Below are 21,219 nucleotides of genomic sequence, written 5' to 3'. Positions count from 1 at the left end.
CCAGCGCTTCCGGGGCATGGTTTGCGGAAATCGATCTTCCAGCGCATCGAGTCGCTGTTCGAAGCCGCAATGGCGCGGCTCGGGCACTCGTTCATCGATTTCTGGGGGGCGATGCAGCAGCGCTATCGGCGCGTGTACGCGCTGGTCGCGCTGCGCCTGCGCTACGCCTTCTTCCCGCTGCTGGCGCTGGGTGCGCTGGGATGGCTGGCCTGGGACTGGCAGCATGACCGCCAGCTCGCTTCCGCCGAGGATGCGATCTTCGACCAGATCATCGGTTTCCGCCCGTGGGAACCCAAGCCGTCGCGCAAGGTGGTCGTGGTCGAGATCGACGAGTGCTCGATCCAGTACATGCGCGAACAGGGCGCCGGTGGTTGGCCGTGGAGCCGGCAACTGCATGCGGACCTGATCGACGCCCTCGATCGCGCCGGTGTGCGCGCGGTCGGATTCGACGTGCAGTTCGCCGACGCGTCGGCCCAGGACCCGCTGGGCGACACCACCCTCGATGCCATCGCCGAAGGCGGGGCGGGCCGCTTCGTGTTCGGCACGACCCGATTGCATCCGGACTACGATCCGGGTTCGCGGCTGCACGCTTCGCAGGCACCGTCGTCGTATCCGCTGGTAGCGTCACCGCGCAACGATCCGCCGGTTGCGCTGTTGCTGCCCTATGGCAAGGCCATGGCAAAAAACAGCGCCTTGCTGAACGTGGCGCGCGGACGCGATGGCGTGCTGCGCGACGTGCCGCTGCACGAGCGGGTGGGTGACTGGGCGCTGGCATCGATGCCGCTGCGGTTGGCCACCGGCGGCAACGCGAAAGCGATGGCGGCGTTTCCCGACAGCGTCCGCATCGACTGGCGCACGCGCAGCAAGCTGCCCTTCGTGAGCGCCGCCGACCTGCTCACGGGCCGGCCCATCTGCCGCCCTCCATCCGAACCCCTGCCCGCGCTGTCTGGCCGCACCGTGCTGGTGGGCTACACCGCGGCCGGACTGAACGATGCCAAGCCCACGCCCGCGGGATTGATGCCGGGCGTCGAGGTGCATGCGGAAGCCACCGAGGCGCTGCTGGCGGGAAGCGCGATCTGGCTGCCCCCGGCGTGGCTCAAGTACGCGCTGGCGGCGCTGCTGCTGCTGTTGACCACGTTTGCCTTCTTCCGCGGTGAACCGGCCTACGAGATCGACGACGTCTTCGTTGCCACCAACCTGGTGCTGCTGGTTGCGGCGTTCGTGGGACTGACCGCATTCCGCGTGTTCTTCGACATCTTCGCCGCGATCGGCTTCGTCAGCCTGTACTTCGGCCTTTGCCGGCTGTACGCAGCCGTGCAACGCGGACGCGCCATCGGCAACAACGACTTCCGCAAGCAGTTCGATCCCGCCCGCGATCGCGTCCTGGCCTTCGCGCGCGTGCGATTCGTGCCCGACCCCCACGTGAATCCCCGCGCACTGGAGCGGCGCCTGCGCGAATATCGCCGCCGGCTGCGCCGTTACGTGCACGGCGGCCTCGACGCGGTGATGCTGGACGGCGTGGTCGAGCGCAAGAGCTGGCTATGGGAGGCGATGGAGGACGTGACCGTGCTCGTCTGGTCGGCGCCCGACCGGGTAACCGCGGCAGCCGCCGCGGAACGCGAACTCGACGGCCTGCATGCGCACCTGATCGCACACGACGACGTACTGCCCGATGACGGCAGCGTGCATGTGGCCATCTTGTTCAGTGAAACAGGCGATCGGGACAAGGATTTTTTCGACGCGCGCGCGAAGGTGCGTGGCACGCTCGGCAGGTTGCTGGCGGAACGCACGGAATGGCCGCTTTCGGCGCGGAATACGTTGTCCTCCAGGTAGCCTGGAACGGAGGAACGCGATGCGCCTGTTCATGCCGCTGTCGCTGTGCGCCGGCTTCGCAATCGCCGCAACACTCGCCGCAACACTCTCCGCAAGCGGCGTCACGGGAATGTCGGCGGTGGTGCACAAGCCCAAGGTGAGCGTGCATGCCAAGCCGGATTTCGCCTCGCAGGAAGTGACATCGCTTGCACGCGACACGCAGGTGCGGATCGATGGCCAGGAGGGGCTCTGGTACCGCGTCACGCTGGCGGGCGGCGGCACTGGATACGTACGCGTCAACGAGCTGCGCATGGCGGCCACCGCTCCAGTGCAGGGCGACGACGCCGGCGCGCTGGTGACGGGAAAGGCCGGCAAGGGACGCGTCAGCGAAACCGCGGGCGTGCGCGGCATCGACGAAAGCGATCTGCGTGGCGCCGGCTTCGATGGCGCGCAGCTGGCGGCCATGGAGGGACATCGCGTCACTTCCGATGCAGCGGCGGCATGGGCCGGTGGCAAGGGATGGCAAGCCACGCAGGTGGCGTACGCCGCCGAGGGCCAGGCGGCCAAGGGCCAGGGCACCGCCACCCAGGCCGAAAAGCGCGCTGGCACCTCGGCCGTCGGCGGACTGCTCGGGCGCTTGAGCAGCGCCGCACAATCCATGCTGGGCATCGCGGACAAGGCGGCATCGAAGTCCGAGGGCGAACTGTTCGACGAAGAACTGGCGCTTGGACCCCAGATCGCCGGCCGCATCCTGGGCGCGCGACCGCTATGGTCCGACGCGGCGGCGCAGCAACGCACCAATACCATCGGCCGCTGGGTGGCCTCGCAGACCGTGCGCCCCGAATTGCCCTGGACCTTCGGCGTGATCGACACGCCGGAAATCAATGCCTTCGCCGCACCGGGCGGCTATGTACTGGTGACGCGTGGCATGTACGAACTGGCGGGCAGCGACGAGGAACTCGCAGGCGTGCTCGCGCATGAGATCAACCACGTCGTGCATCGCGACCATTACACGGTGATACGCCAGCAGGAACTCCAGGAGGCGGGAAAGGACCTCATCGCCTCCCAGGTCAGCACCGGTGGCGGCATCGCCGGCAGCATGGCGCGCAGTTACGTCGAGAAGCACGGCGCGACGATCATGATGACCGGGCTGGATCGCGAGGCGGAGTACCGCTCGGACGAAGTCGCCCAGATCTACCTGGCGCGTTCCGGCCTGAACCCGCTGGCGTTGTACGCCGTGCTGCAGAAGATGGCGGCCATGGGCGGAAGTGCGAGCGGGCTCGCGCAGTTGTACAAGACCCATCCGCCGCTGGATGAACGCCTGGAGCGCCTCGATCGCTATGGCGACGGTGCGCTGGCGCAGTACGAGCAGCGCAACTGAAGCAGGCGCTGCCCGCCAATGCAGGCCTCCAGACGAAAACACCGGCCAGTGGCCGGCGTTCTCTCATGGGACGGGATGTGCGTGTCAGCTGATCAGTCGCAGTGTGAAGGGATAGCGATAAGCCACGCCCTTGTTGGCCTCGATGCAGGCCAGGATGGTCAGCACCAGCCAGCCGGCGGCGACGACGGCGATCAGCAGGAAACCGATGAGGACGAACATCAGGATGCAGCTGATGATCGCGGCAATCGCGACGGTGATGTTGAAGTTCAGCGCTTCCTTGCCCTGGTCGGCGACGAAGGGCATCGTGTCCTTCTTCACCAGCCACACCACCAGTGGGCCAAGCACGTTGCCGAACGGGATGATGAAGGTGGCCAGTGAAGACAGGTGGGCAAGCATGCCCCAGGTCTTCTCTTCCTGAGCGATATCGTTCATTGCCAGCGTTCCCCTAACAGGACGGCGTCATGCCGTCGGACGGATGATGCCTGCACTCTCCCGCGCCCCTCCGGCCACTGTCAAGGGACGGCATCTCAGCTTTCGCCGGCCACCGTCATGCGCCCGACCAGGATGGAACCGGTGCGGATATGCGACCTCGGATCGACGTCGGTGCCCACCGCCTCGATGGCGGAGAACATGCTGCGCAGGTTGCCGGCGATGGTGATGCCATCGACGGCATAGGCGATCGCGCCGTTCTCGATCCAGAAACCGGCGGCGCCGCGCGAGTAGTCGCCGGTCACCGTGTTCACGCCCTGCCCCATCAGTTCGGTGACCAGCAGGCCCCGTTCCATCCCGCGCAGCATCTCATCCAGGCCGCCGGCATTCGCGGCCACCTGCAGGTTGTGCACGCCACCGGCATTGCCGGTGGTACGCAGGCCGAGCTTGCGCGCCGAGTAGCTGCCGAGCACGTAACGCTGCAGCACGCCGCCCTGGACCAGCGGCGCTTCGCGCGTGGCCACGCCTTCGGAATCGAAGGCGGAAGAGCGCAGGCCGCGCGACAGGAACGGGCGCTCGTCGATCGCGAACCAGTCCGGGAACAGCGCCTTGCCCGCGCTGTCGACGAGGAAGCTGGCCTTGCGATACAGCGCGCCGCCGGACACGGCCCCGACGAGGTGGCCGATCAGGGAGCGCGCGACTTCGGCGGAGAACAGCACCGGATACGCGCCCGTCGGCACCTGCCGCGGGGCCAGACGCGACACCGCGCGCTCGGCGGCGCGGCGACCGATGGCCGCGGCCGATTCCAGGTCCTCCGCGGCCAGCGCATAGCTGTACCAGCCATCGCGCTGCATCGCCTCGCCACGCCCCGCGATCAGGGCGCAGCCGATGCTGTGGTTGGTGCTGCGTTCGCGACCGAGGAACCCGTGCGAATTCGCATACACGCTGAGGCTGCTGCCGCTGCCCAGCGAGGCGCCGTCGGAATTCTCGATGCGCTTGTCCAGGTCGCGACCCGCGGCTTCGCACATCAGCGCGAGATCGATCGCGTGGTCGGCCTCGATGGCCCACGGATGCCAGCCGTCGAATTCGCGCAGGTCGGTGGCCATGAGTTCGCGATCGGCCAGGCCGGCCGCGTCGTCGTCCTCGGTGTGGCGCGCGATCGCACAGGCCTGCTCGACGGTGGAATCCAGGCTGTCCTCGCGCAGGTCGGCGGTGCTGGCGCTGCCCTTGCGCTGGCCGAAATAGACGGTAACGGCGATGCCGCGGTCGCGCGTGGCCTCCACCGTCTCGACTTCGCCCATGCGCACGTTGACGTTCAGGCCCGTTTCTTCCGAGCAGGAGACTTCCGCCTGGCTCGCGCCCTGCGCACGGCAGCGCTCGAGCAGGCGCTGGGCGATGTCGGCGAGGCGGTCGAGCCGGGGCTGGCTGTCGTCCGTGGTGACGGGGGCGCCGTTGGCGGGAGTGATCGTGTTCAATGCTTTATCCTTGTTTTCCTGGCCGGGTTGCCCCGGAAGCAGTATTCGAAGTGCGCCAGCGCGGCGCTAAGACACGGGTGATGTGCGATGCGTGGTCGTGACGAGGACACCGGCGAATTCCTGAGCCCCAGCCGCAGCCAGCAACGGCGTGAAGCGCTGGAGGTGCTGGCCCTGGGCGAGAAGCTGGTTTCGATGACCGAGGCCCAACTCGCCAAGCTGCCCGTGCCCGAATCGCTGCTGCCGCACATCCGCGAATGCAAGCGCATCACGGCGCAGATCGCGCACAAACGCCAGTTGCAGTACCTGGCCAAGCAGATGCGCCGCGAGAGCGACGAAGCCCTGGAAGCGCTCCGGGACGCGCTGGACGAAAAAGGCGACGCGGCCCGGCGCGAAGTCGCGGCGATGCACCGCGTCGAGACCTGGCGCGAACGCCTGATCGACGGCGGCGACGCGGCATTGGCACAGTTGCTGGACGAACATCCTGCTGCCGACCGCCAGCTGCTGCGGCAGCTGGTGCGCAACACGCTGGAAGAACGCAAGCGCAACAAGCCGCCGCGCGCGTTCCGCGAGCTGTATCGCGAACTGCGCGAACTGCTGCTGCAGGGCGAGGATGCATTCGCCGACGACGAAGGCGATGCGGAAGCCGGGAGCGATCAGGGCGGTCATGGCCAGGGGCGCGACTGACCCGTGATCACGCGGCCTGCGTGCCGCCTACCGTCAGCGCTTCGATCAGCAGCGACGGCTGACCCACGCCCACCGGCACGCTCTGCCCGTCCTTGCCGCACACGCCCACGCCCTCATCCAGCGCGAGGTCGTGGCCGATCATCTTCACCCGCTGCATGGTCTCCGGGCCGTTGCCGATCAGCGTGGCGCCCTTCACCGGCGCGGTGATCCTGCCGTCTTCGATCAGGTAGGCCTCGGTCGCCGAGAACACGTATTTGCCCGAAGTGATGTCGACCTGGCCGCCGCCGAAGTTGACCGCGTACAGGCCCTTCGACACGGAGCGGATCATCTCTTCAGGATCATGCGTGCCGGCGAGCATGTAGGTGTTGGTCATGCGAGGCATCGGCAGGTGCGCGAAGGATTCGCGCCGCCCATTGCCGGTCGGTTCCATGCCCATCAGGCGCGCATTGAGGGTGTCCTGCATGTAGCCCACGAGGACGCCGTCCTCGATCAGCGTCGTGCAGTTGGTCGGCGTGCCTTCGTCGTCGACATTGAGCGAACCCCGGCGACCCGGCAGCGTGCCGTCGTCGACGATGGTGACGCCCGGCGACGCCACGCGCTGGCCGATGCGGCCGGCATAGGTGGACGTGCCCTTGCGGTTGAAGTCGCCTTCCAGGCCATGCCCCACGGCTTCGTGCAGCAGCACGCCGGGCCACCCGGAACCGAGCACCACCGGCATCACGCCGGCGGGTGCATCGATCGCTTCCAGGTTCACCAGCGCCTGCCGGACCGCTTCCTTGGCCAGTGCTTCCGGCCTGCCGCCACCGAGCAGTTCCGCGTACGAGTAGCGGCCACCGCCGCCGGCATAGCCGCTTTCGCGGCGGCCGTTCTGCTCGACGATCACCTGCACGTTGAAGCGCACCAGCGGACGCACGTCGCCGGCGAGCACGCCGTCGCTGCGCGCCACCAGCACGGTATCGACGCCACCCGACAGGCTCACCACCACCTGCTGCACGCGCGGATCCGCGGCGCGCACGTAGCGGTCGATGCGGCGCAGCGCTTCGACCTTTTCCTCGTTGCCCATCGAATCGATCGGATCGTCGCTGGAATACAGCGAGCGGCCATTGCCCCGTACCAGTGCGTGCGCATTCCGGGCCGACCCGTCGCGGGCGATGGCGCGTGCCGACTTCGCGGCCTCCAGCAGCGCCGCGGTATTGATCTCGTCGGAATAGGCGAAACCGGTCTTCTCGCCGCTGATCGCGCGCACGCCCACGCCCTGCTCGATCGAGTGCGCGCCTTCCTTGACGATGCCGTCCTCCACCGTCCAGCTCTCGCGGCGCGCGTGCTGGAAATACAGGTCGCCGAAGTCGATGCCCGGTCCGAGCAGCGTGCCGAAAGTGCGTTCGAGGCCGCCGGTGTCGAGGCCTGCGGGCAGCAGGAGGCGGGACTCGGCGAGTTGGATCGGTAGGGTCATAGAAAGGAGCCGGAGTGGGGGGATCAGACGAGAGCGTCTTCACACAGGCGAGTTGCAACTTGTTGGCCAGGAAGGCCGGTGCCGGCGCGTTGTGCCCGCGGGTGCGGTGACGACCTGATGGGCCGCCCGCGATCTGGCGCGGACACCCATCATGGACCAGATGGAGGCGATGGCGGCCGAATCCAACCGGCCTCAGCCCTGCGGCACCCTGGCGGTGGCCTCCGCGCGGCTCTCCTCGTGCGTAATCACTTCGACCTTCGGTTCCTTCCACGGCCCGGTCACGCGATACGTCTTGGAAGCCAGCGAGCCCAGCGGCTTGTTGAGCACGACATTCGCCGCCGCGCCAATGGCCGCTCCGACCGGGCCACCCGCCACCGCCCCGATCGCAGTCAGCAGGTTGCCGGTCTTGGGCCGTACTTCGATGGTCTGGTCGAAACTCTGCGCGTGCAGGTTCGCGGCGCCGCTGATGTCGATGGTCGCCGCTGGACCGTCGATCACCAGCTTGTCGCTGCGCGCCTGGCCATTGCCGAAATGCACGGCGCCCTTGAGTTCGTTGAAGGCGAAGCCCTTGGAGAAGAAGTCGCGGAAGTCGAGGGTCAGGCGCCGCGGCAGCTGCGCGAGGCTGAGCAGGCCCAGCACGCGACCGGCGCCGGGCTCGATCTCCAGCAGGCGGCCTTCGCGCACATCGAGCGCCAGGCTGCCTTCAAGGCCATCGAGCTTGAATTCGACCGGCTTGCCCGGCCAACTCGCTTCGAACGTCACCTTCCCTTCGCCGCCGCCGAGCCGGCTCGCCATGCCGAAGCTGGCCAGCAGCGCCCCGAAATCGTCGCTGCCGACGTCGAGTTTCAAGTGCGTGTTCGCGGCCGCGCCCTTGCCGCTCCAGTCGCCGCTCAGGTCGATGCGCTGCTTCGGCGAGCGCGTCTGCAACTGGTCGATGCGCATGCCCACGGCCGTCGGCCGCGTGCGCACCTTGGCGACGCCGAGCTTCGCATCGCCCAGGCGCAGCTCGTCGATATCGAGGGTCAGTGCCGGAATCTTCGCGGGATCGACTTCGTCGCGGACCGTCGTCGTCGCACCTGCGTTGTCCGTGCTCGCCGGAGCCGGCGCCGGAGCCGGCGCGGGCCGCCAGTACGCACGCTCCAGGCGTCCGGCAATCGTGTCCTTTTCGCCCGGCGGCACGAGCACCGCGCCCTGCAGGGCGGCGCCTTCGGCCTGGATGGCGATCGCGCCGCGCGCGGCCGGCGCGACGACGAGATGCGTGTCCGGGAAAGTACCGCCCAGCATCTGCAGGTGCTGCGCGGTGACGTCGATCCGTTGCAGCGCGACCTTGCCTCCGCCCTCGCCGCCGAGCGTGAACGCGATCCAGTCGATCGCCTCCAGCGTGTCGGCGCGACCGGTGGCGATCAGTCCCGAGGCCGGCGCGGCCTCATCGACGTGATCCGCACCCAACGCCACGCGCACGCCGGTCTGTCCCTGGTGGCTGCGGGCACGCAACGCCATCACGTTGCCCAGGCCGACGAGGATGTCGCCGCTGCCCAGCGGCAACGGCGTCTGGATCGATGCCGCCAGCGGCGTGGCGGCCGCCTTGCGCATCGGTGCAGGCAAGGTGATCGCAGTGCCAACCAGGTTGGAATTCAACTGCAACAGGGTCTGCGTCGTGGCGCCCGGTTTGGCGTGCGGGATGGCGACGCCGATCGTCCACTGCGAACGACCCGACAGATAGGGCTTCAACCAGCCCAGGTCTTCCGCGCGATCGATCAGTTCCACCGCGCCCAGGCTCGCGTCCAGCCCGGCTTCGAACACGTGACCCGGGTCGCGCACATAGCGGGTGCCGGCGCGCAGTGACAACTTGCCCGGCTCGCCCTCTTGGCGAACCGCAAGCCCGTCCGCCTTGAAACCTCCGTTCGAATACACCGCCTCGCCGTTGACCTGGTCGAAGGCGAGCTTCCAGCGTGGATCGGCGAGCTTGGCATTCTTCAACGCAACCGTGCCGCTGATTTCCACGCCCTTGCCATGCGCCAGCGGCAGCTTCAGGCCAAACCCCACATCGGCGGGACCACTCGCGCGGACGTTGGCGAAGGTGTCGGCGTTTTCCTTCTGCAAGGGACTCTGCTTGAGCACGGCGAGAAGCTGGTCCGCGTCGCCGTCGCCGTCGGCCTTCACCGTCAGCGCGCCGCCGCGATAGTCGTCGATGCGCGCCTCGATGTGGCGGATGCCGACGTCGCCGAGGCGGCCGGTTCCCACCACGTCGAAGCCGATGCCGGTGAACCGCGCGTCGGCTTCAAGCCCCTGCGCTGCCGGCCATTCCTCGTTGAAACGGATCGTCGCGTCGCTGATGTGGCCCGTGGCCTCGAACACGCCGGTGTTGTCGCGGAACGGCCAGTCGTCGAGGTCGCCCGATATCACCGCGCGGCCGCCCTGCAACGTACCGTCCACCAGCCCGGTGTCGAGCCAATGCACCGCGCTGGCCGGCATGTCCTTGCGCAGCCAGAAACCCTTCGCCGCCGGCAGGCGGGTGTCGTCGATCTCCGCGGCGATGTCGATCCACGGTCGCGTGCCATCGCCCTGCCACCACAATCCACCGCGCGCAATCGCTCCAATGGCGCCGTACACGCTCTGCCCGTCGATGCGCAACGCGGTGGTGCCCACGCGCCAGCCCGCGCCTTCGCGCCAGCCACCGGCCTGGCCGCGCAGCTTCACCGTGTGCACGACACCGAAGCCTTCCGGCCAGTCGAAGCCCACTTCAGCCTGCGGATCGAAATCCAGGGTGAAGCCGTTGCCGTCGCCGTCGATCCGGCCGCTTAGGCCGTGCACACCCGGCGACTTGCCGACCGGATCGAAACCGAGATCGCGGATGACCGCGTGGGCACGCAGGGCACCGCCGCGGCGACCGGCGATTTCCACGTCGTGCAGCGACACGACCGGCTTGGCGGCCTGCAGCCAGTGGCGCAGGCCGGGCGGGATCTTGTCGCTGAGAGCGAGGGCAGCGAGCAATGGACCGCCGTCGACTTCCTTCGCCTGCACCGCGTACTGTTCGCCGCCCGCGATCAGCAGGCCGTCAAGCTTCTGCTCTTTGTCGCCGCGCCCGATGCGCAGCAGGGGCGCATCCACGCGCCAGCCACTCTTGATCAGCTGGTACCGCCCGCGCGCCTGGACATGGTCGAAGCGGCGGCGCGGCGGCACCGCAGCGGCGTCGAGGGAAGTTCCGCGCAATGCCACGGCATCGAGGGTGCTATCGACGGTGACGGTGGCCACGCGATTGCCGCGCAATTCGGCCCAGGCTTCGGCACGGCCGAGGCCACTTTCGACGCTCACGCCCTGCACCTTCAACAGTGCCGACCATGCCCCGAGATCGATCCGCTTCGCCCCGGCGTAGGCACGGCCGTCGCCCTTCTTGCGGTCGAAGTCGAGCACCGCGTCGAGCGGGGTCGCATCCAGTCGCGGCCATGCGCGCACGCCGGCACGGACCCGGTCGCCGTCCACGCGCAGGCGCACGTGCACCTTGGGTATGTGCGCATCCACGCCCAGCGAGGGAGCGAGCACGGCGAGCTTGCCGCCGATCACCTGCAACTCGCCCAGCCCCTGCAGCGCGGAGAACGGATCACTGCCCGCCTTCTGCTGGCCCGGCAATCCGCGCACCTGCCAGCGGCCGTCGTCGGCGCGCTCGAGGGTGAGATCGAGGCCACGCAGGCGCAGCTCCGAGAATGCATGTCCCGGCAGCAGGCCGGCATACAACGACACCAGCATTTCGGTGTCGCCGATGGTGAAGCCCTTCTCGCCCTCGCCGATGCGCAGGTTGTCCAGCTTCAGCAGCGGGCCGCGCCGGGTCCATTCGGTCTCGACGCGATCGAAGGCGACCGGTCGACCGGCGCGTTCGCTCAGCCACGCGGCGATGCGGTCGGGGTGCCGTTCGACGAGCGGCAGCACCTGGCTGGCCACGCCCAACAGCAAAGCGATCATTACGAGCACGATCGCGCCCGTGTAGCCGAAGCCACGACGGGCCATGCGCAGGCGGCGGCGCATAGGAGTGGGCATCAGGCTGCTTCACTCACGAAAATGCGGGATTCGCGCTCCAGCGTCGGCAAGCTCGGCAATGATGTACGACGCCTGCGAGCCCCGGCGCTTTCAAAGCAGCACGACATCGAACTGCTCCTGCGCGTACTGCTCGTCCGCCTGGAAGCGGATGGACTTGCCGAGGAACTCCTCCAGCTCCGCGACCGAAGCGGATTCCTCGTCGGTGATGCGCGCGACGACCTTGGGCGAGGCGATGACGAGCAGCCGCGCGGCGTCGAACTGCCGTACCTGGCGCACGATCTCGCGGAAGATTTCATAGGTCACGGTTTCAGGCGTCTTCAACGTGCCGCGACCGCCGCATTCGTGGCAGGGTTCGCTGAGCTGGCGCTCCAGGCTTTCGGTGGTGCGCTTGCGGGTCATTTCGACCAGCCCCAGCGGCGAGAATTCGTACACGGTGGTCTTGGCGTGGTCGCGGGTGAGCGACTTCTCCAACTGACGCAGCACCTGCCGGCGGTGCTCGGCATCGGTCATGTCGATGAAGTCGATGATGATGATGCCGCCTAGGTTACGCAGGCGGAGCTGACGGGCGACCGACTGCGCGGCCTCGAGGTTCGTCCGATAGACGGTCTCCTCGAGGTTGCGCTGTCCCAGGAATGAACCCGTGTTCACATCGATGGTCGTCATCGCCTCGGTCTGGTCGATGACGAGGTAGCCACCGGACTTCAGCGGCACTTCCTTCTCCAGTGCGCGCTGGATCTCGTCCTCGACCCCGTACAGGTCGAATATGGGGCGCGCGCCGGTGTAATGCTCGATCTTCTCTGCGAGGCCGGGCATGTACTGCGCCGCGAACGTGCGCAGGCGATCGCAGGTCTCGCGCGAATCGACCTTCACCTTCTCCACGTCCTTGCGCATCAGGTCGCGTACGGCCCGCAGCGGCAGGCTCAGGTCCTCGTACACGCGCTCGCCAACGCGGGCGCTGGCGGACTTTTCTTCGATCAGCGCCCAGGCGCGGTTCAGGTAGGCGATGTCTTCGGCCAGCGCCTCTTCCGGCTGGCCTTCGGCGTTGGTGCGCACGATGTAGCCATGGTGGGCACCGGCCGGCGACAACGCGGCGACATGCGTCTTCAGGCGCGCGCGCTCGGCCTCGTCCTCGATGCGCGCCGACACGCCGACCACGCGTGTGCGCGGCAACAGCACGAGATAGCGCGAGGGGATGCTGAGCTGCGTGGTGAGCCGCGCGCCCTTGCTGCCGATCGGGTCCTTCACGACCTGGACGATGATGTCCTGGCCTTCCCGCAGCAGCTCGGCGATCGGGCGGGTCGGCGTCGGCGGCAGGGGCGCGGCATCGCCCTCGCCTTCGCCCTCGACGACCTGGGACAGCTTGACGATGTCGGCCGCATGCAGGAAGGCCGCACGGTCCAGGCCGATCTCGACGAATGCCGCCTGCATGCCCGGCATCACGCGCTGCACGCGCCCCTTGTAGATGTTGCCCACCACGCCACGACGCCAGCCGCGCTCGATGTGGAGCTCCTGCAGCATGCCGTTCTCGACCACGGCCACGCGGGTCTCGCGCGGGGTGACGTTGACAAGGATCTCTTCGCTCATGGCGTGGCCACCGTCGGTACCGGTTCGAGTCCGAACTGGCGCAGCAGCGCCGCGGTTTCGTGCACGGGCAGCCCCATCACGCCGGAATAGCTGCCGCTCAGGCGGGTGATGAAGGTCTCGGCGAAGCCCTGGATCGCATAGGCGCCGGCCTTGCCCTGCCACTGGTCGCCCGCCAGGTACGCCTCGATCTGCGCCTGCGTCAACGCGGCGAAGCTGACGTCGGAAATCGACACCGTCTGCATTTCGCGCGAGGGCGATACGAGCGACACCGCCGAGATCACCTGGTGGGTGCGGCCCGACAGCCTGCGCAGCATCGCGGCTGCGTCCGCGGCGTCGCGCGGCTTGCCGAACACCTCGTCATCGAGCACGACCTCGGTGTCGCTGCCCAATACCACGGCGGTCGGGTTGCCCATCACCTGGAGCAGACCGGCACCGGCCTTCTCGCGGGCGACGCGGCGCACGTAGTCCTCGGCGGGCTCGCCGGGCGCACGCTGCTCGGGCACATCGAGGTCGATGATGCCGAACGACAGGCCCAGGCGGCCCAGCAGTTCACGCCGGCGCGGGGATTGGGAGGCGAGATAGAGCATCGGGACCTTGCTTGGAGGCCCGTGGCGCGCTCGCGCGCGACCCGGGCGCGTTCTTATTGGCGACTGATTCGCTGGTGCCGGAAGGATAACCCGCGCTGACTGGACCCCACCCCGGTGGCGGTCACGTAACCCTGAACCGGCTCACGAATCGTTTACCGTACCCGCGCGGCACATCGTGCCCAATGCACAGCCGGCGCTTCCCCCACCGTCCAACAGGAGTCAGACCCCCATGCCCCAGCTGTCCCGCTTCGCCCTGCGCCCCCTTGCGCTGGCCGCCTTCCTCGCCTTTGGAGTCTGCTCGCCAATGTCCTCGAACGCCCAGACAACGCCTTATGTCGCCACCGATGGCACCCTGCTGAACATCTCGGCCCAGGGCGAAGCCAAGCGGGTCCCGGACATCGCCACGATGTCGACCGGCGTGGTCACGCGCGCCCCCGATGCCAATGCCGCCATGCGCGCCAATGCCGAACAGATGGCCAAGGTCGTGGCCGCGATCAAGGCCGCGGGCATCGCCGACAAGGACGTGCAGACCAGCGGCATCAACCTCAACCCGACCTACCAGTACCGCGAGAACCAGCCGCCCACGATTACCGGCTACGAGGCCAACAACACGGTAAGCATCGTTGTCCGCGACATCGCCAAGCTCGGCAAGATCCTCGACACGCTCGCGTCGGTCGGCGCCAACCAGATCAACGGCCCCAGCTTCGACGTAGACAAGAAGGACGAGGCGCTGGACGAGGCCCGCCGCAAGGCGGTCGCGAGCGCGCAGGCGCGCGCCGACATGTACGCGAAGACACTGGGCATGAAGGTGCGCCGGATCGTCAGCATCAGCGAGAGCGGCCGCTTCGCCCCGCCGATGCCGATGGCGCGCGGCATGGTGGCGATGAAGGCGGAATCCGATACTTCAGTGTCGCCCGGCGAGAACACATTGAGCATCAACCTGGACGTGGTGTTCGAACTCGCCCGCTGAGTTGTCGCCGCAACCTCAAGCGAAGGCCCGCACCTGCGGGCCTTCTTCATTTCGCCGGCAGGAATTTTTTCGAGGATCAAACCCCGCTCGCCACGACCGGGCGTTGTCATCCATGCACGACAACCCATGAGGTGGCACATGGCTCACACCCTCGCTCTTCACACGCATCGCTTCCAGATCGGGAAGCTGGACTTCGCCCGCCTGGACTTCACTCGTATTTCCGCCGAGGCCGGGGCGATAGCGATCAATCTCGCAGCGCTGTTGTTGCTGCTGGCACCGTTGAGTGCCTATGTGCCGCCGATGGCCGAGTCTGACGTTCCTCCCATCATCATTCCCATTGATCCGCCGACGCCGCCGCCCGTCATACCGGTGACGCGCCACGAAACTCCCACGCCTCACGTCGTGCCGACAACGCCCGCGGTAATGCCCCAGAAGATCGAACTGGAGTTGCCACCCGTGGTCGACCCGCTGCCGGGTGACATCGCAATCGATGCCGATCGGATCGCGAAGGTCGACACCGGCCTGGGTGGTGCGGTCACCCGACCGCTGGTGGGCGCACATCTCGGATACGAAACCGCCCCACCCCCGCGCTACCCGATCGAAGCGATCCGCGAGTCGCTCACCGGCACGGTCACGCTGCGCGTGCTGGTGGATGTCGATGGCAAGCCGATCGACGTGCAGGTCGAACGCAGCAGCGGCCACCGCGTGCTCGATGCGGCGGCGAAGCGGCAGGTGCTGGCGAAGTGGCGCTTCAAGCCCGCGATGCAGGACGGCCGGGCCGTGCAGGCCATCGGCCTGGTCCCGGTGGAGTTCAACCTCAACCAGTAACCTGCAAACGACGCTGGCCCGGCATCCGGGCCAGCGTTCTTACGCCCGGTGATAGGGATGGTTGGCCAGCAACGCCGCGGCGCGATACAGCTGCTCGGCCAGCACCAGCCGCACCAGCATGTGCGGCAACGTCAGCGGGCCCAGCGACCACTGTTCGTCGGCACGCGTGATCACCTCGGGCGAATGCCCCTCCGGTCCGCCGATCAGGAAGGCAAGATCGCGTCCCTGCCCGCGCCAGTGTTCCAGCCGTTGCGCCAGCTGTTCCGATGACCACGTCCTGCCGCGGCCGTCCAGCGCGACGACGGTCGCCTGCTTCGGCAACGCCGCCAGCACGCGCGCACCTTCGTCCTGGGTCGCGCGCGCGGCATCACGGCCCTTGCCGCGCAGGCCCGGTTCGATCTCGACCAGGTCGAGCGGCAACCAGTGCGACAGGCGCTTCTGGTACTCGCCGAACCCTTCGGCTACCCAGCGCGGCGCGCGTTCGCCGACGGCGATGAGTTTCGCTTTCATCACCGCATGGTAGCTGCCCGCACCCGCAGTGTGCCTGCGACTGTCGTCAGTGACCTGCGTCAGCGTGGCCCGCGCCTTCACGGATGTACTGGCGCGCGAACGGATCCAGCTCCATGTCACCGATGTCGGCGTAGTCGATCTCGCGCAATCCCTCTGTGACCGTGAAGGCCTGCGCGACAGGCATCTGCCGCAGCGAGCGCAGCTCGACCGCGAACAGGGTCTTGCCCTGGCCGCTGCGATACGTCGCGGGCAGGTCGGCGGCAACCAGCCAGTCCAGCTCCACCGGCACGCCGTGGGCCTCGCCCCGGTAGCGCGTGGCTTGTGCATCGTCCGCGGCACGCACCTTTGCCACTCCACGCTCGCCCAGTTGCGCGCGCAGGTCCGGATCGACCAGGTGGCTCAGCTGCGGCCAGCCGGGAGTGCGGCCCAGCGCGCGCAGGTCCCCAGGGGCATAGCTCACCACGCGGCCGGCATCGAGGAACACTTCGCGATGGAAGAGGCCGTCGGCCACTTTTGCCCAGACGCGGACTGGCTCGCCCGCCAGGCGGTATTCGACTCGGTCATCGCCGCGCACCAGCACCAGGGTGCGATCGCCCTGGGCGTCGTGCACGCGGTATTCGGCGAGCCATGCCTGTGAAATCTGGGCCTGTGAAATCGGGGCCTGTGAAATCGGCGCCCCTGCAACCGCAGCCGGTGCCGCTGGTGATTCCGTGGCCGCAGAGCCGGCCCACGCGGGGCCGGCTCCAAGCAGACACGACAGAAGCAGCATGCGGCGCATCACCGACCGCGCCTGGCCATGCCCGCGAGCAGGTCGCTGACCATCAGCGGCGGCGCGACTTTCTTGCCCTTGCCACAGTTGCCATACAGGTTGCAGAGGAAGCCGCTCACGCCCTGCTCGGATTGCGCCATCACGTGGAAGATCGTGTTCTGCTCGACCACGCCCCGGAATGCGTGCGCGCCCGGACCGCGTGCATAGATCGCGACGTCTTCGGCGGCATGGGTCTCCGACTCCAGCGGCACGGCGGCTTCCTGCAGGAAGGCCGGCGCGGTGGTATCCACGGCGGTCAGGTCCGGGCGCGGACCCGGAGCACGATAGCCCGGGCCATTGGCATAGCCGAGCGTGGTGTACGGCTTGCCGTTGGCGTCGCGCGCGACCTGGCCGCCACTGACCACCTTGCCGAGGATGTCGTTGCCGCGATCCGGATAACCGGCCACGGTGAAGACGTGGCTGTGGTCGGCGGTAACTATCATCAGCGTGTCGGCGGCGGATGCCTTGCTCTGTGCCACGCGCACCGCATCGGACAACTCCATCGCATCGGTCAGCGCGCGGAACGCGTTGCCGGCGTGGTGCGCATGGTCGATGCGGCCAGCTTCGACCATCAGGAAGTAGCCCTTCTTGCCGCTGGCGTTGAGGACATCGATGGCCTTGCCGGTCATCTCGGCGAGGCTCGGTTCCTTGCCTGCGTCGGTCGGCCGGTCGTACTCATATTCCATGTGCGAGCGCTCGAACAGGCCGAGCAGATGGCGCGTGCGGCGCGGATCGATCGCGTCGAACTGCGCCTTGTTCCAGACATACGCCGACTGCGGCTTGCCCGCCCATTCCTCGGCGAGGTTGCGGCCGTCCTTGCGGCGGCCCTTGCTGCCGGCGTCTTCCGGATCGTTGCTGGTATTGGGCAGGAAGTAACTGCGGCCACCGCCGAGCGCGACTTCGATGCCGTCGCCGAACGGGAATTCGACCAGCTGGCGCGCGATGTCCTTGCAGCCGTTGGCCTTGGCTTCCGCGCTGAGTTCGGCGTCGCTTTCCCAGTCGCGGTTGGGCGTGTGCGAATAGGTGGCGGCCGGTGTCGCATGGGTCAGTCGTGCGGTGCTGACCACGCCGGTCGCCAGTCCCATGGCTTCGGACATTTCCAGCAACGTCGCCACGCCCTGTCCGCGCGCGGAGGCGCAGTCGTTGTAGCGCGTGGCCTGGGTCACGCCGATCACGCCCTGGTTGGTCTTGATGCCCGTCATCATCGCGCTCATGGTCGGCGCGGAATCCGGCGTCTGCCCATCGACCGAATAGGTCTTGGACAGGCTCACGTAGGGGAAGCGCTCGAAGCTCAGCGAATTCTCCTCGCCGGTGTGACCGTTGAGCTGGCCTTCGAGGATGCGCGCGGCCGCCACCGTGGACAGGCCCATGCCATCGCCGACGAACAGGATCACGTTCTTCGCCGGACGATCGTTGGCGCGCAGCATGGCGCCATCGTGCGCGGCACGCGCACCGTCCTCGTACCACTGCTTCGGGCTCTCGGCAAAGCTCGGCGCTGCAACGAGTGCGGTTGCGGCCGCACAGGCCAGCATCAATCGGGATTGGCGCATCGGGGGATCTCCGTCCTGGGAAGGCGGCCATCCTGCGTGCGGGATGTTGCGGAGAGATTGCGCGGATGCGACGCAACGTGGCGCGTACACACCAGGCCTCACTTGTTCGCAGACGAAGACGGCGCCTCAAGGGCGCCGTCAGGGTCCATCGTTGCGAATCAGAACCGGCTTCGGACGCCGGTTTCGGCTTCGTCGGCCTCGCGGTGCGGTGGCGGCTGGTCGCCCACCGTCCACAAGCGCTCCAGCGCATAGAACTCGCGCACGCGCGGCAGCATGATGTGGACGACGACATCACCGAGGTCGACCAGCACCCATTCGGCTTCGCGCTCGCCTTCCACGCCCAGCGGCTGGACGTCGAGGTTCTTGGCGAACTTCACTACTTCATCGGCGATCGACTTCACGTGGCGCGTCGAAGTGCCGGATGCGATCACCATGAAATCGGTGACGCTGCTCTTGCCACGTACGTCGATCTCGACCACGTCCCGTGCTTTGAGTTCTTCGACCGCCGCGTGGACTGTCTTCAGCAATGCGTCGGCCGGCGGGGGGGGATTGGGAAGGCGGGTCTTGATGACTTGGGCTTGGCTGGTCAAGGGCGGAACTCTGTTTGATTGCCTGGGAATCATAGGGAACCCGAGTTTTGCCGGGCTGTCGAGTACAAATGGTGACGAACGATGTAACTGGCGACGGACGGCGGCGTCCAGCCCTGCCAGCCGTCGCCCGCGGCAATGTGACGCCGCAATTCAGTCGAGGATTCCGGGCGCAATTCTTGCAAGGGCAACACGGCCAGCCCACCGGCCGGCGTGGATCGCAGTGCATCGAGCGGGCGCCAGCGCGATGCCACTTCCGCGGCCACCTGCGGCGCGGCGCTGCCCAGCGCCCCCGCGTCGATGTGCGAACCCGGCCGCTGCACGGCCAGGATGTGGGCGTGCTCGAACAGTTCCTGCCAACGATGCCAGGTATGCAGCTGGTTGAGCGAATCCCCGCCGACCAGCCACGCTATCGGCAGCTCGCGGCCGGTTTCGGCGCGCAATTCCAGCAGCGTGTCGATGGTATAGGACGGACCGGCACGGCGTAGTTCGCGGCGATCGACCTTGAGGCCCGGCTCGCCCGCGATGGCAAGGTCGAGCATGCGCGCGCGCTGCTCCGCATCGGCGTGCGTCGGCCCCTTGTGTGGCGGATCGGCGGCGGGCAGCAGGAATACCTGCACCGGGCCGTGCGCCTGCATGGCGTCGCGCGCGGCGCGGGCGACGGCGAGATGGCCGTTATGCACCGGATCGAACGTGCCGCCGTAGCAGATCATCATCGTCACGGCCCCAATCCCACTTGCTCAACTACGCACGTGCAGCAGGCGTGAGGCACGCGGTTCGGCAATGGCGAGCAGCAACCGCTCGAGTGCCACCCAGGCATCCACGGGTTCCTGTCCGGGACGCGGGCGCCCCTTGGCGATGCTGTCGACCCGGCCGGCCTGCGCAAGGAACGCATCCCAGCGCTTTGCGTCATGGCGTTGCAGCGCGCGACGGTACATCGGCTGCTTCGAATCCCACACGCGCTGCGCCTTGAACGCATTGGCCAGGTTGCCGGCGCGCGCCAGCGCGGAGGCGGTCTGCAATTCCTTGATCACCATGCCCAGCAACGCGGGCACTGCCTCGCCTTCGCCGCGCAGGCCACGGATCATGCGCGATACCTGCGCGCCCTGTCCGTTGAGCGCGGCGTCGATCAGGCGGAACACGTCGAACCGCGCGGCATCGGCGACGAGGTCCTCCATGCGCGCGACATCGAGGATGCCCCCATCCGAAAGCAGTTTGAGTTTCTCGATTTCCTGCGCGGCCGCGAGCAGGTTGCCTTCGACGCGGTCGGCCAGCAACTGCACGGCGTCGCGATCGGCCTTCAGGCCGCGCGAACGCAGGCGGGCTTCGATCCAGCCAGGCAATTCATGCGGTTTGACCGGCCATGCGACGGCGATGCAGCCGATGCGGCCGATCGCTTCGCTCCACTTGCCGCCGTGCTGCCTGCTCCACTCGCCGGCGGTGACCAGCAGGGTGATGTCGTGGGGCGGATTGGCGCAGAACTCGCTGATCACGCGTGCGCCTTCGGTGCCGGGCTTGCCGGTGGGCAGCCGCACTTCGAACAGGCGCCTGCTGGCGAACAGGCTGGGGGCCTGGACGCTGGCTTCCATCGCGGCCCAGTCGGGCTCGCGCTGGTTGCCTTCGGCTTCGAAGATCTCGCGTTCGCCGATGCCCTGCGCACGCGCGGCCGCGCGCACGGCGTCGGCGGCTTCGAGGACGCGCAGCGGTTCGGGGCCGGCGATCAGGTAGGCGGGGCGCAGCGGGCCCGCTTGTACCTGCGCGGCCAGCTGCTCCGTCTTGAGTTCCATCATTCCGCGGCCTGTCTGACAGGCCTTCAGCGCGGCTGCGGCGGACTGGCCGGCGTCGCTTCGGTGGACGGTTCGTCGGTGGCCGGTTCGTCGGGTGGCGGATTCGCATCGGCGGCTTCGAGGGCGGCCTTGGCGGCATCCTCGGCGACCGGCTGGTCCAGGCGCGAAGCCGGTGCAGTCAGCTCGCCCGAGCGGGCAACGGCACCGAGGCGGCGGATGATCGAGGCGGCCATCTCGCGACGCAATTCCTTCACCAGTATCTCGCGCTCGCCTTCGGTGCCGATGGCGTTGACCGGGTTGGAGATGTAGTCGCGCGAAAGCTCGACCGCCTGGCGCGGTACCGGCTTGGTGCCGTCGGCCCTGCGCACCTCGAACACCACCGCGTAGCGCAGGCTGAGTTCCTGGGCGCGGCCGAGCTCGTCGACGCTGATCGGCGTATCGCCCCAGCGCTCGGACAGCAGGTCGACCACGGTCGCACTCTCATCGGTCGGCAGGGCGATGGTTGCGCCTGCACGGCGGATCGACTGCGACAGCGAATCGGCCAGCGGGCTGTAGCGATCGACCGATGCCACGCGCACCGGACCGAGGTCACCCGAAAGCACGAGTGGGCTGCGCAGATGGAAACCGCAGGCCGAAAGGGCCAGCGCGAGGACGATAGGCAGGCTGCGACGAATCATGCGGGGAGTCTGGACGAGGTCGGGGCAGGCGGCAAGCCGGAGCGTTCAGGCAGCACGCGGCA

Annotated in this window: 18 protein-coding genes; 5 read left to right on the top strand and 13 right to left on the bottom strand. The window is 68.0% G+C overall.

Translation table 11 applies throughout. The features are described 5' to 3' along the window. Positions 1-21: 21 nt before the first annotated feature. Positions 22-1,833: a CHASE2 domain-containing protein gene (locus ACXJJ9_RS11145; RefSeq protein ID WP_457097248.1), complete on the top strand. Its 1,812-nt coding sequence runs from the start codon at positions 22-24 to the stop codon at positions 1,831-1,833. A gap of 19 nt (positions 1,834-1,852) precedes the next feature. Next, positions 1,853-3,193: a M48 family metalloprotease gene (locus tag ACXJJ9_RS11140; protein ID WP_457097247.1), complete on the top strand. Its 1,341-nt coding sequence runs from the start codon at positions 1,853-1,855 to the stop codon at positions 3,191-3,193. Positions 3,194-3,277: 84 nt separating this feature from the next. Here the strand turns inward: ACXJJ9_RS11140 and ACXJJ9_RS11135 are convergent, their stop codons facing one another. Both ACXJJ9_RS11135 and pmbA read right to left on the bottom strand, forming a co-directional pair. Then, positions 3,278-3,625 carry a DUF4870 domain-containing protein gene (locus tag ACXJJ9_RS11135; protein ID WP_310053453.1) on the bottom strand — a complete coding sequence of 116 codons (348 nt, stop codon included), beginning with the start codon at positions 3,623-3,625 and terminating at the stop codon, positions 3,278-3,280. A gap of 95 nt (positions 3,626-3,720) precedes the next feature. Beyond that, a complete protein-coding gene (gene pmbA, locus ACXJJ9_RS11130; RefSeq protein WP_457097492.1) occupies positions 3,721-5,088 on the bottom strand; it encodes a metalloprotease PmbA in 1,368 nt (455 codons plus the stop codon). Between the two features lie 96 nt (positions 5,089-5,184). Between pmbA and yjgA the strand changes: the two genes are divergently transcribed. After that, positions 5,185-5,781: a ribosome biogenesis factor YjgA gene (yjgA, locus tag ACXJJ9_RS11125; RefSeq protein WP_457097246.1), complete on the top strand. Its 597-nt coding sequence runs from the start codon at positions 5,185-5,187 to the stop codon at positions 5,779-5,781. 7 nt (positions 5,782-5,788) lie between these two features. Here yjgA and tldD read toward each other — a convergent pair whose 3' ends face one another. The 4 genes from tldD to ACXJJ9_RS11105 form a co-directional block, all read right to left on the bottom strand. Then, entirely contained in the window at positions 5,789-7,234 is a 1,446-nt protein-coding gene (tldD, locus tag ACXJJ9_RS11120) for a metalloprotease TldD (protein ID WP_457097245.1), read from the bottom strand. 192 nt (positions 7,235-7,426) lie between these two features. Further along, on the bottom strand, positions 7,427-11,269 hold the full coding sequence (locus tag ACXJJ9_RS11115) for a YhdP family protein (RefSeq protein WP_457097244.1): 3,843 nt from the start codon (positions 11,267-11,269) through the stop codon (positions 7,427-7,429). Between the two features lie 90 nt (positions 11,270-11,359). Then, complete coding sequence (gene rng / locus ACXJJ9_RS11110) at positions 11,360-12,853, bottom strand: ribonuclease G (protein WP_457097243.1); 1,494 nt, start codon at positions 12,851-12,853, stop codon at positions 11,360-11,362. Beyond that, positions 12,850-13,440, bottom strand: a complete 591-nt coding sequence (locus ACXJJ9_RS11105; protein ID WP_457097242.1) for a Maf family protein — start codon at positions 13,438-13,440, stop codon at positions 12,850-12,852. Before ACXJJ9_RS11105 ends, rng begins: the two co-directional genes overlap by 4 nt. Before the next feature lie 229 nt (positions 13,441-13,669). Between ACXJJ9_RS11105 and ACXJJ9_RS11100 the strand changes: the two genes are divergently transcribed. After that, positions 13,670-14,410, top strand: coding sequence for an SIMPL domain-containing protein (locus ACXJJ9_RS11100; protein ID WP_310053463.1), 741 nt, complete (start codon positions 13,670-13,672; stop codon positions 14,408-14,410). Between the two features lie 138 nt (positions 14,411-14,548). After that, the gene (locus tag ACXJJ9_RS11095) at positions 14,549-15,238 is read left to right on the top strand and encodes an energy transducer TonB (protein ID WP_457097241.1); all 690 of its coding nucleotides are present in this window, start codon (positions 14,549-14,551) and stop codon (positions 15,236-15,238) included. A gap of 39 nt (positions 15,239-15,277) precedes the next feature. Here ACXJJ9_RS11095 and rlmH read toward each other — a convergent pair whose 3' ends face one another. The 7 genes from rlmH to ACXJJ9_RS11060 form a co-directional block, all read right to left on the bottom strand. After that, a complete protein-coding gene (gene rlmH / locus ACXJJ9_RS11090) occupies positions 15,278-15,748 on the bottom strand; it encodes a 23S rRNA (pseudouridine(1915)-N(3))-methyltransferase RlmH (protein ID WP_310053465.1) in 471 nt (156 codons plus the stop codon). A gap of 46 nt (positions 15,749-15,794) precedes the next feature. Then, on the bottom strand, positions 15,795-16,358 hold the full coding sequence (locus ACXJJ9_RS11085) for a hypothetical protein (RefSeq protein ID WP_457097240.1): 564 nt from the start codon (positions 16,356-16,358) through the stop codon (positions 15,795-15,797). 167 nt (positions 16,359-16,525) lie between these two features. Further along, the gene (locus ACXJJ9_RS11080) at positions 16,526-18,106 is read right to left on the bottom strand and encodes an alkaline phosphatase (RefSeq protein ID WP_457097239.1); all 1,581 of its coding nucleotides are present in this window, start codon (positions 18,104-18,106) and stop codon (positions 16,526-16,528) included. A gap of 158 nt (positions 18,107-18,264) precedes the next feature. Beyond that, on the bottom strand, positions 18,265-18,696 hold the full coding sequence (gene rsfS / locus ACXJJ9_RS11075; RefSeq protein WP_457097238.1) for a ribosome silencing factor: 432 nt from the start codon (positions 18,694-18,696) through the stop codon (positions 18,265-18,267). 29 nt (positions 18,697-18,725) lie between these two features. Further along, positions 18,726-19,409, bottom strand: coding sequence for a nicotinate-nucleotide adenylyltransferase (gene nadD, locus ACXJJ9_RS11070; RefSeq protein WP_457097491.1), 684 nt, complete (start codon positions 19,407-19,409; stop codon positions 18,726-18,728). A 24-nt stretch (positions 19,410-19,433) separates the two neighbouring features. Then, on the bottom strand, positions 19,434-20,480 hold the full coding sequence (gene holA, locus ACXJJ9_RS11065; protein ID WP_457097237.1) for a DNA polymerase III subunit delta: 1,047 nt from the start codon (positions 20,478-20,480) through the stop codon (positions 19,434-19,436). A gap of 26 nt (positions 20,481-20,506) precedes the next feature. Next, positions 20,507-21,157 (bottom strand): LPS-assembly lipoprotein LptE, encoded by a 651-nt coding sequence (locus tag ACXJJ9_RS11060; protein ID WP_457097236.1) that lies wholly within the window; start codon positions 21,155-21,157, stop codon positions 20,507-20,509. Positions 21,158-21,219: the final 62 nt, after the last annotated feature.

Source organism: Lysobacter sp. P5_B9, assembly GCF_054049835.1.
Note: the sequence above shows the minus strand (reverse complement) of the source record. Positions and strands in the feature narration are given on the sequence as shown.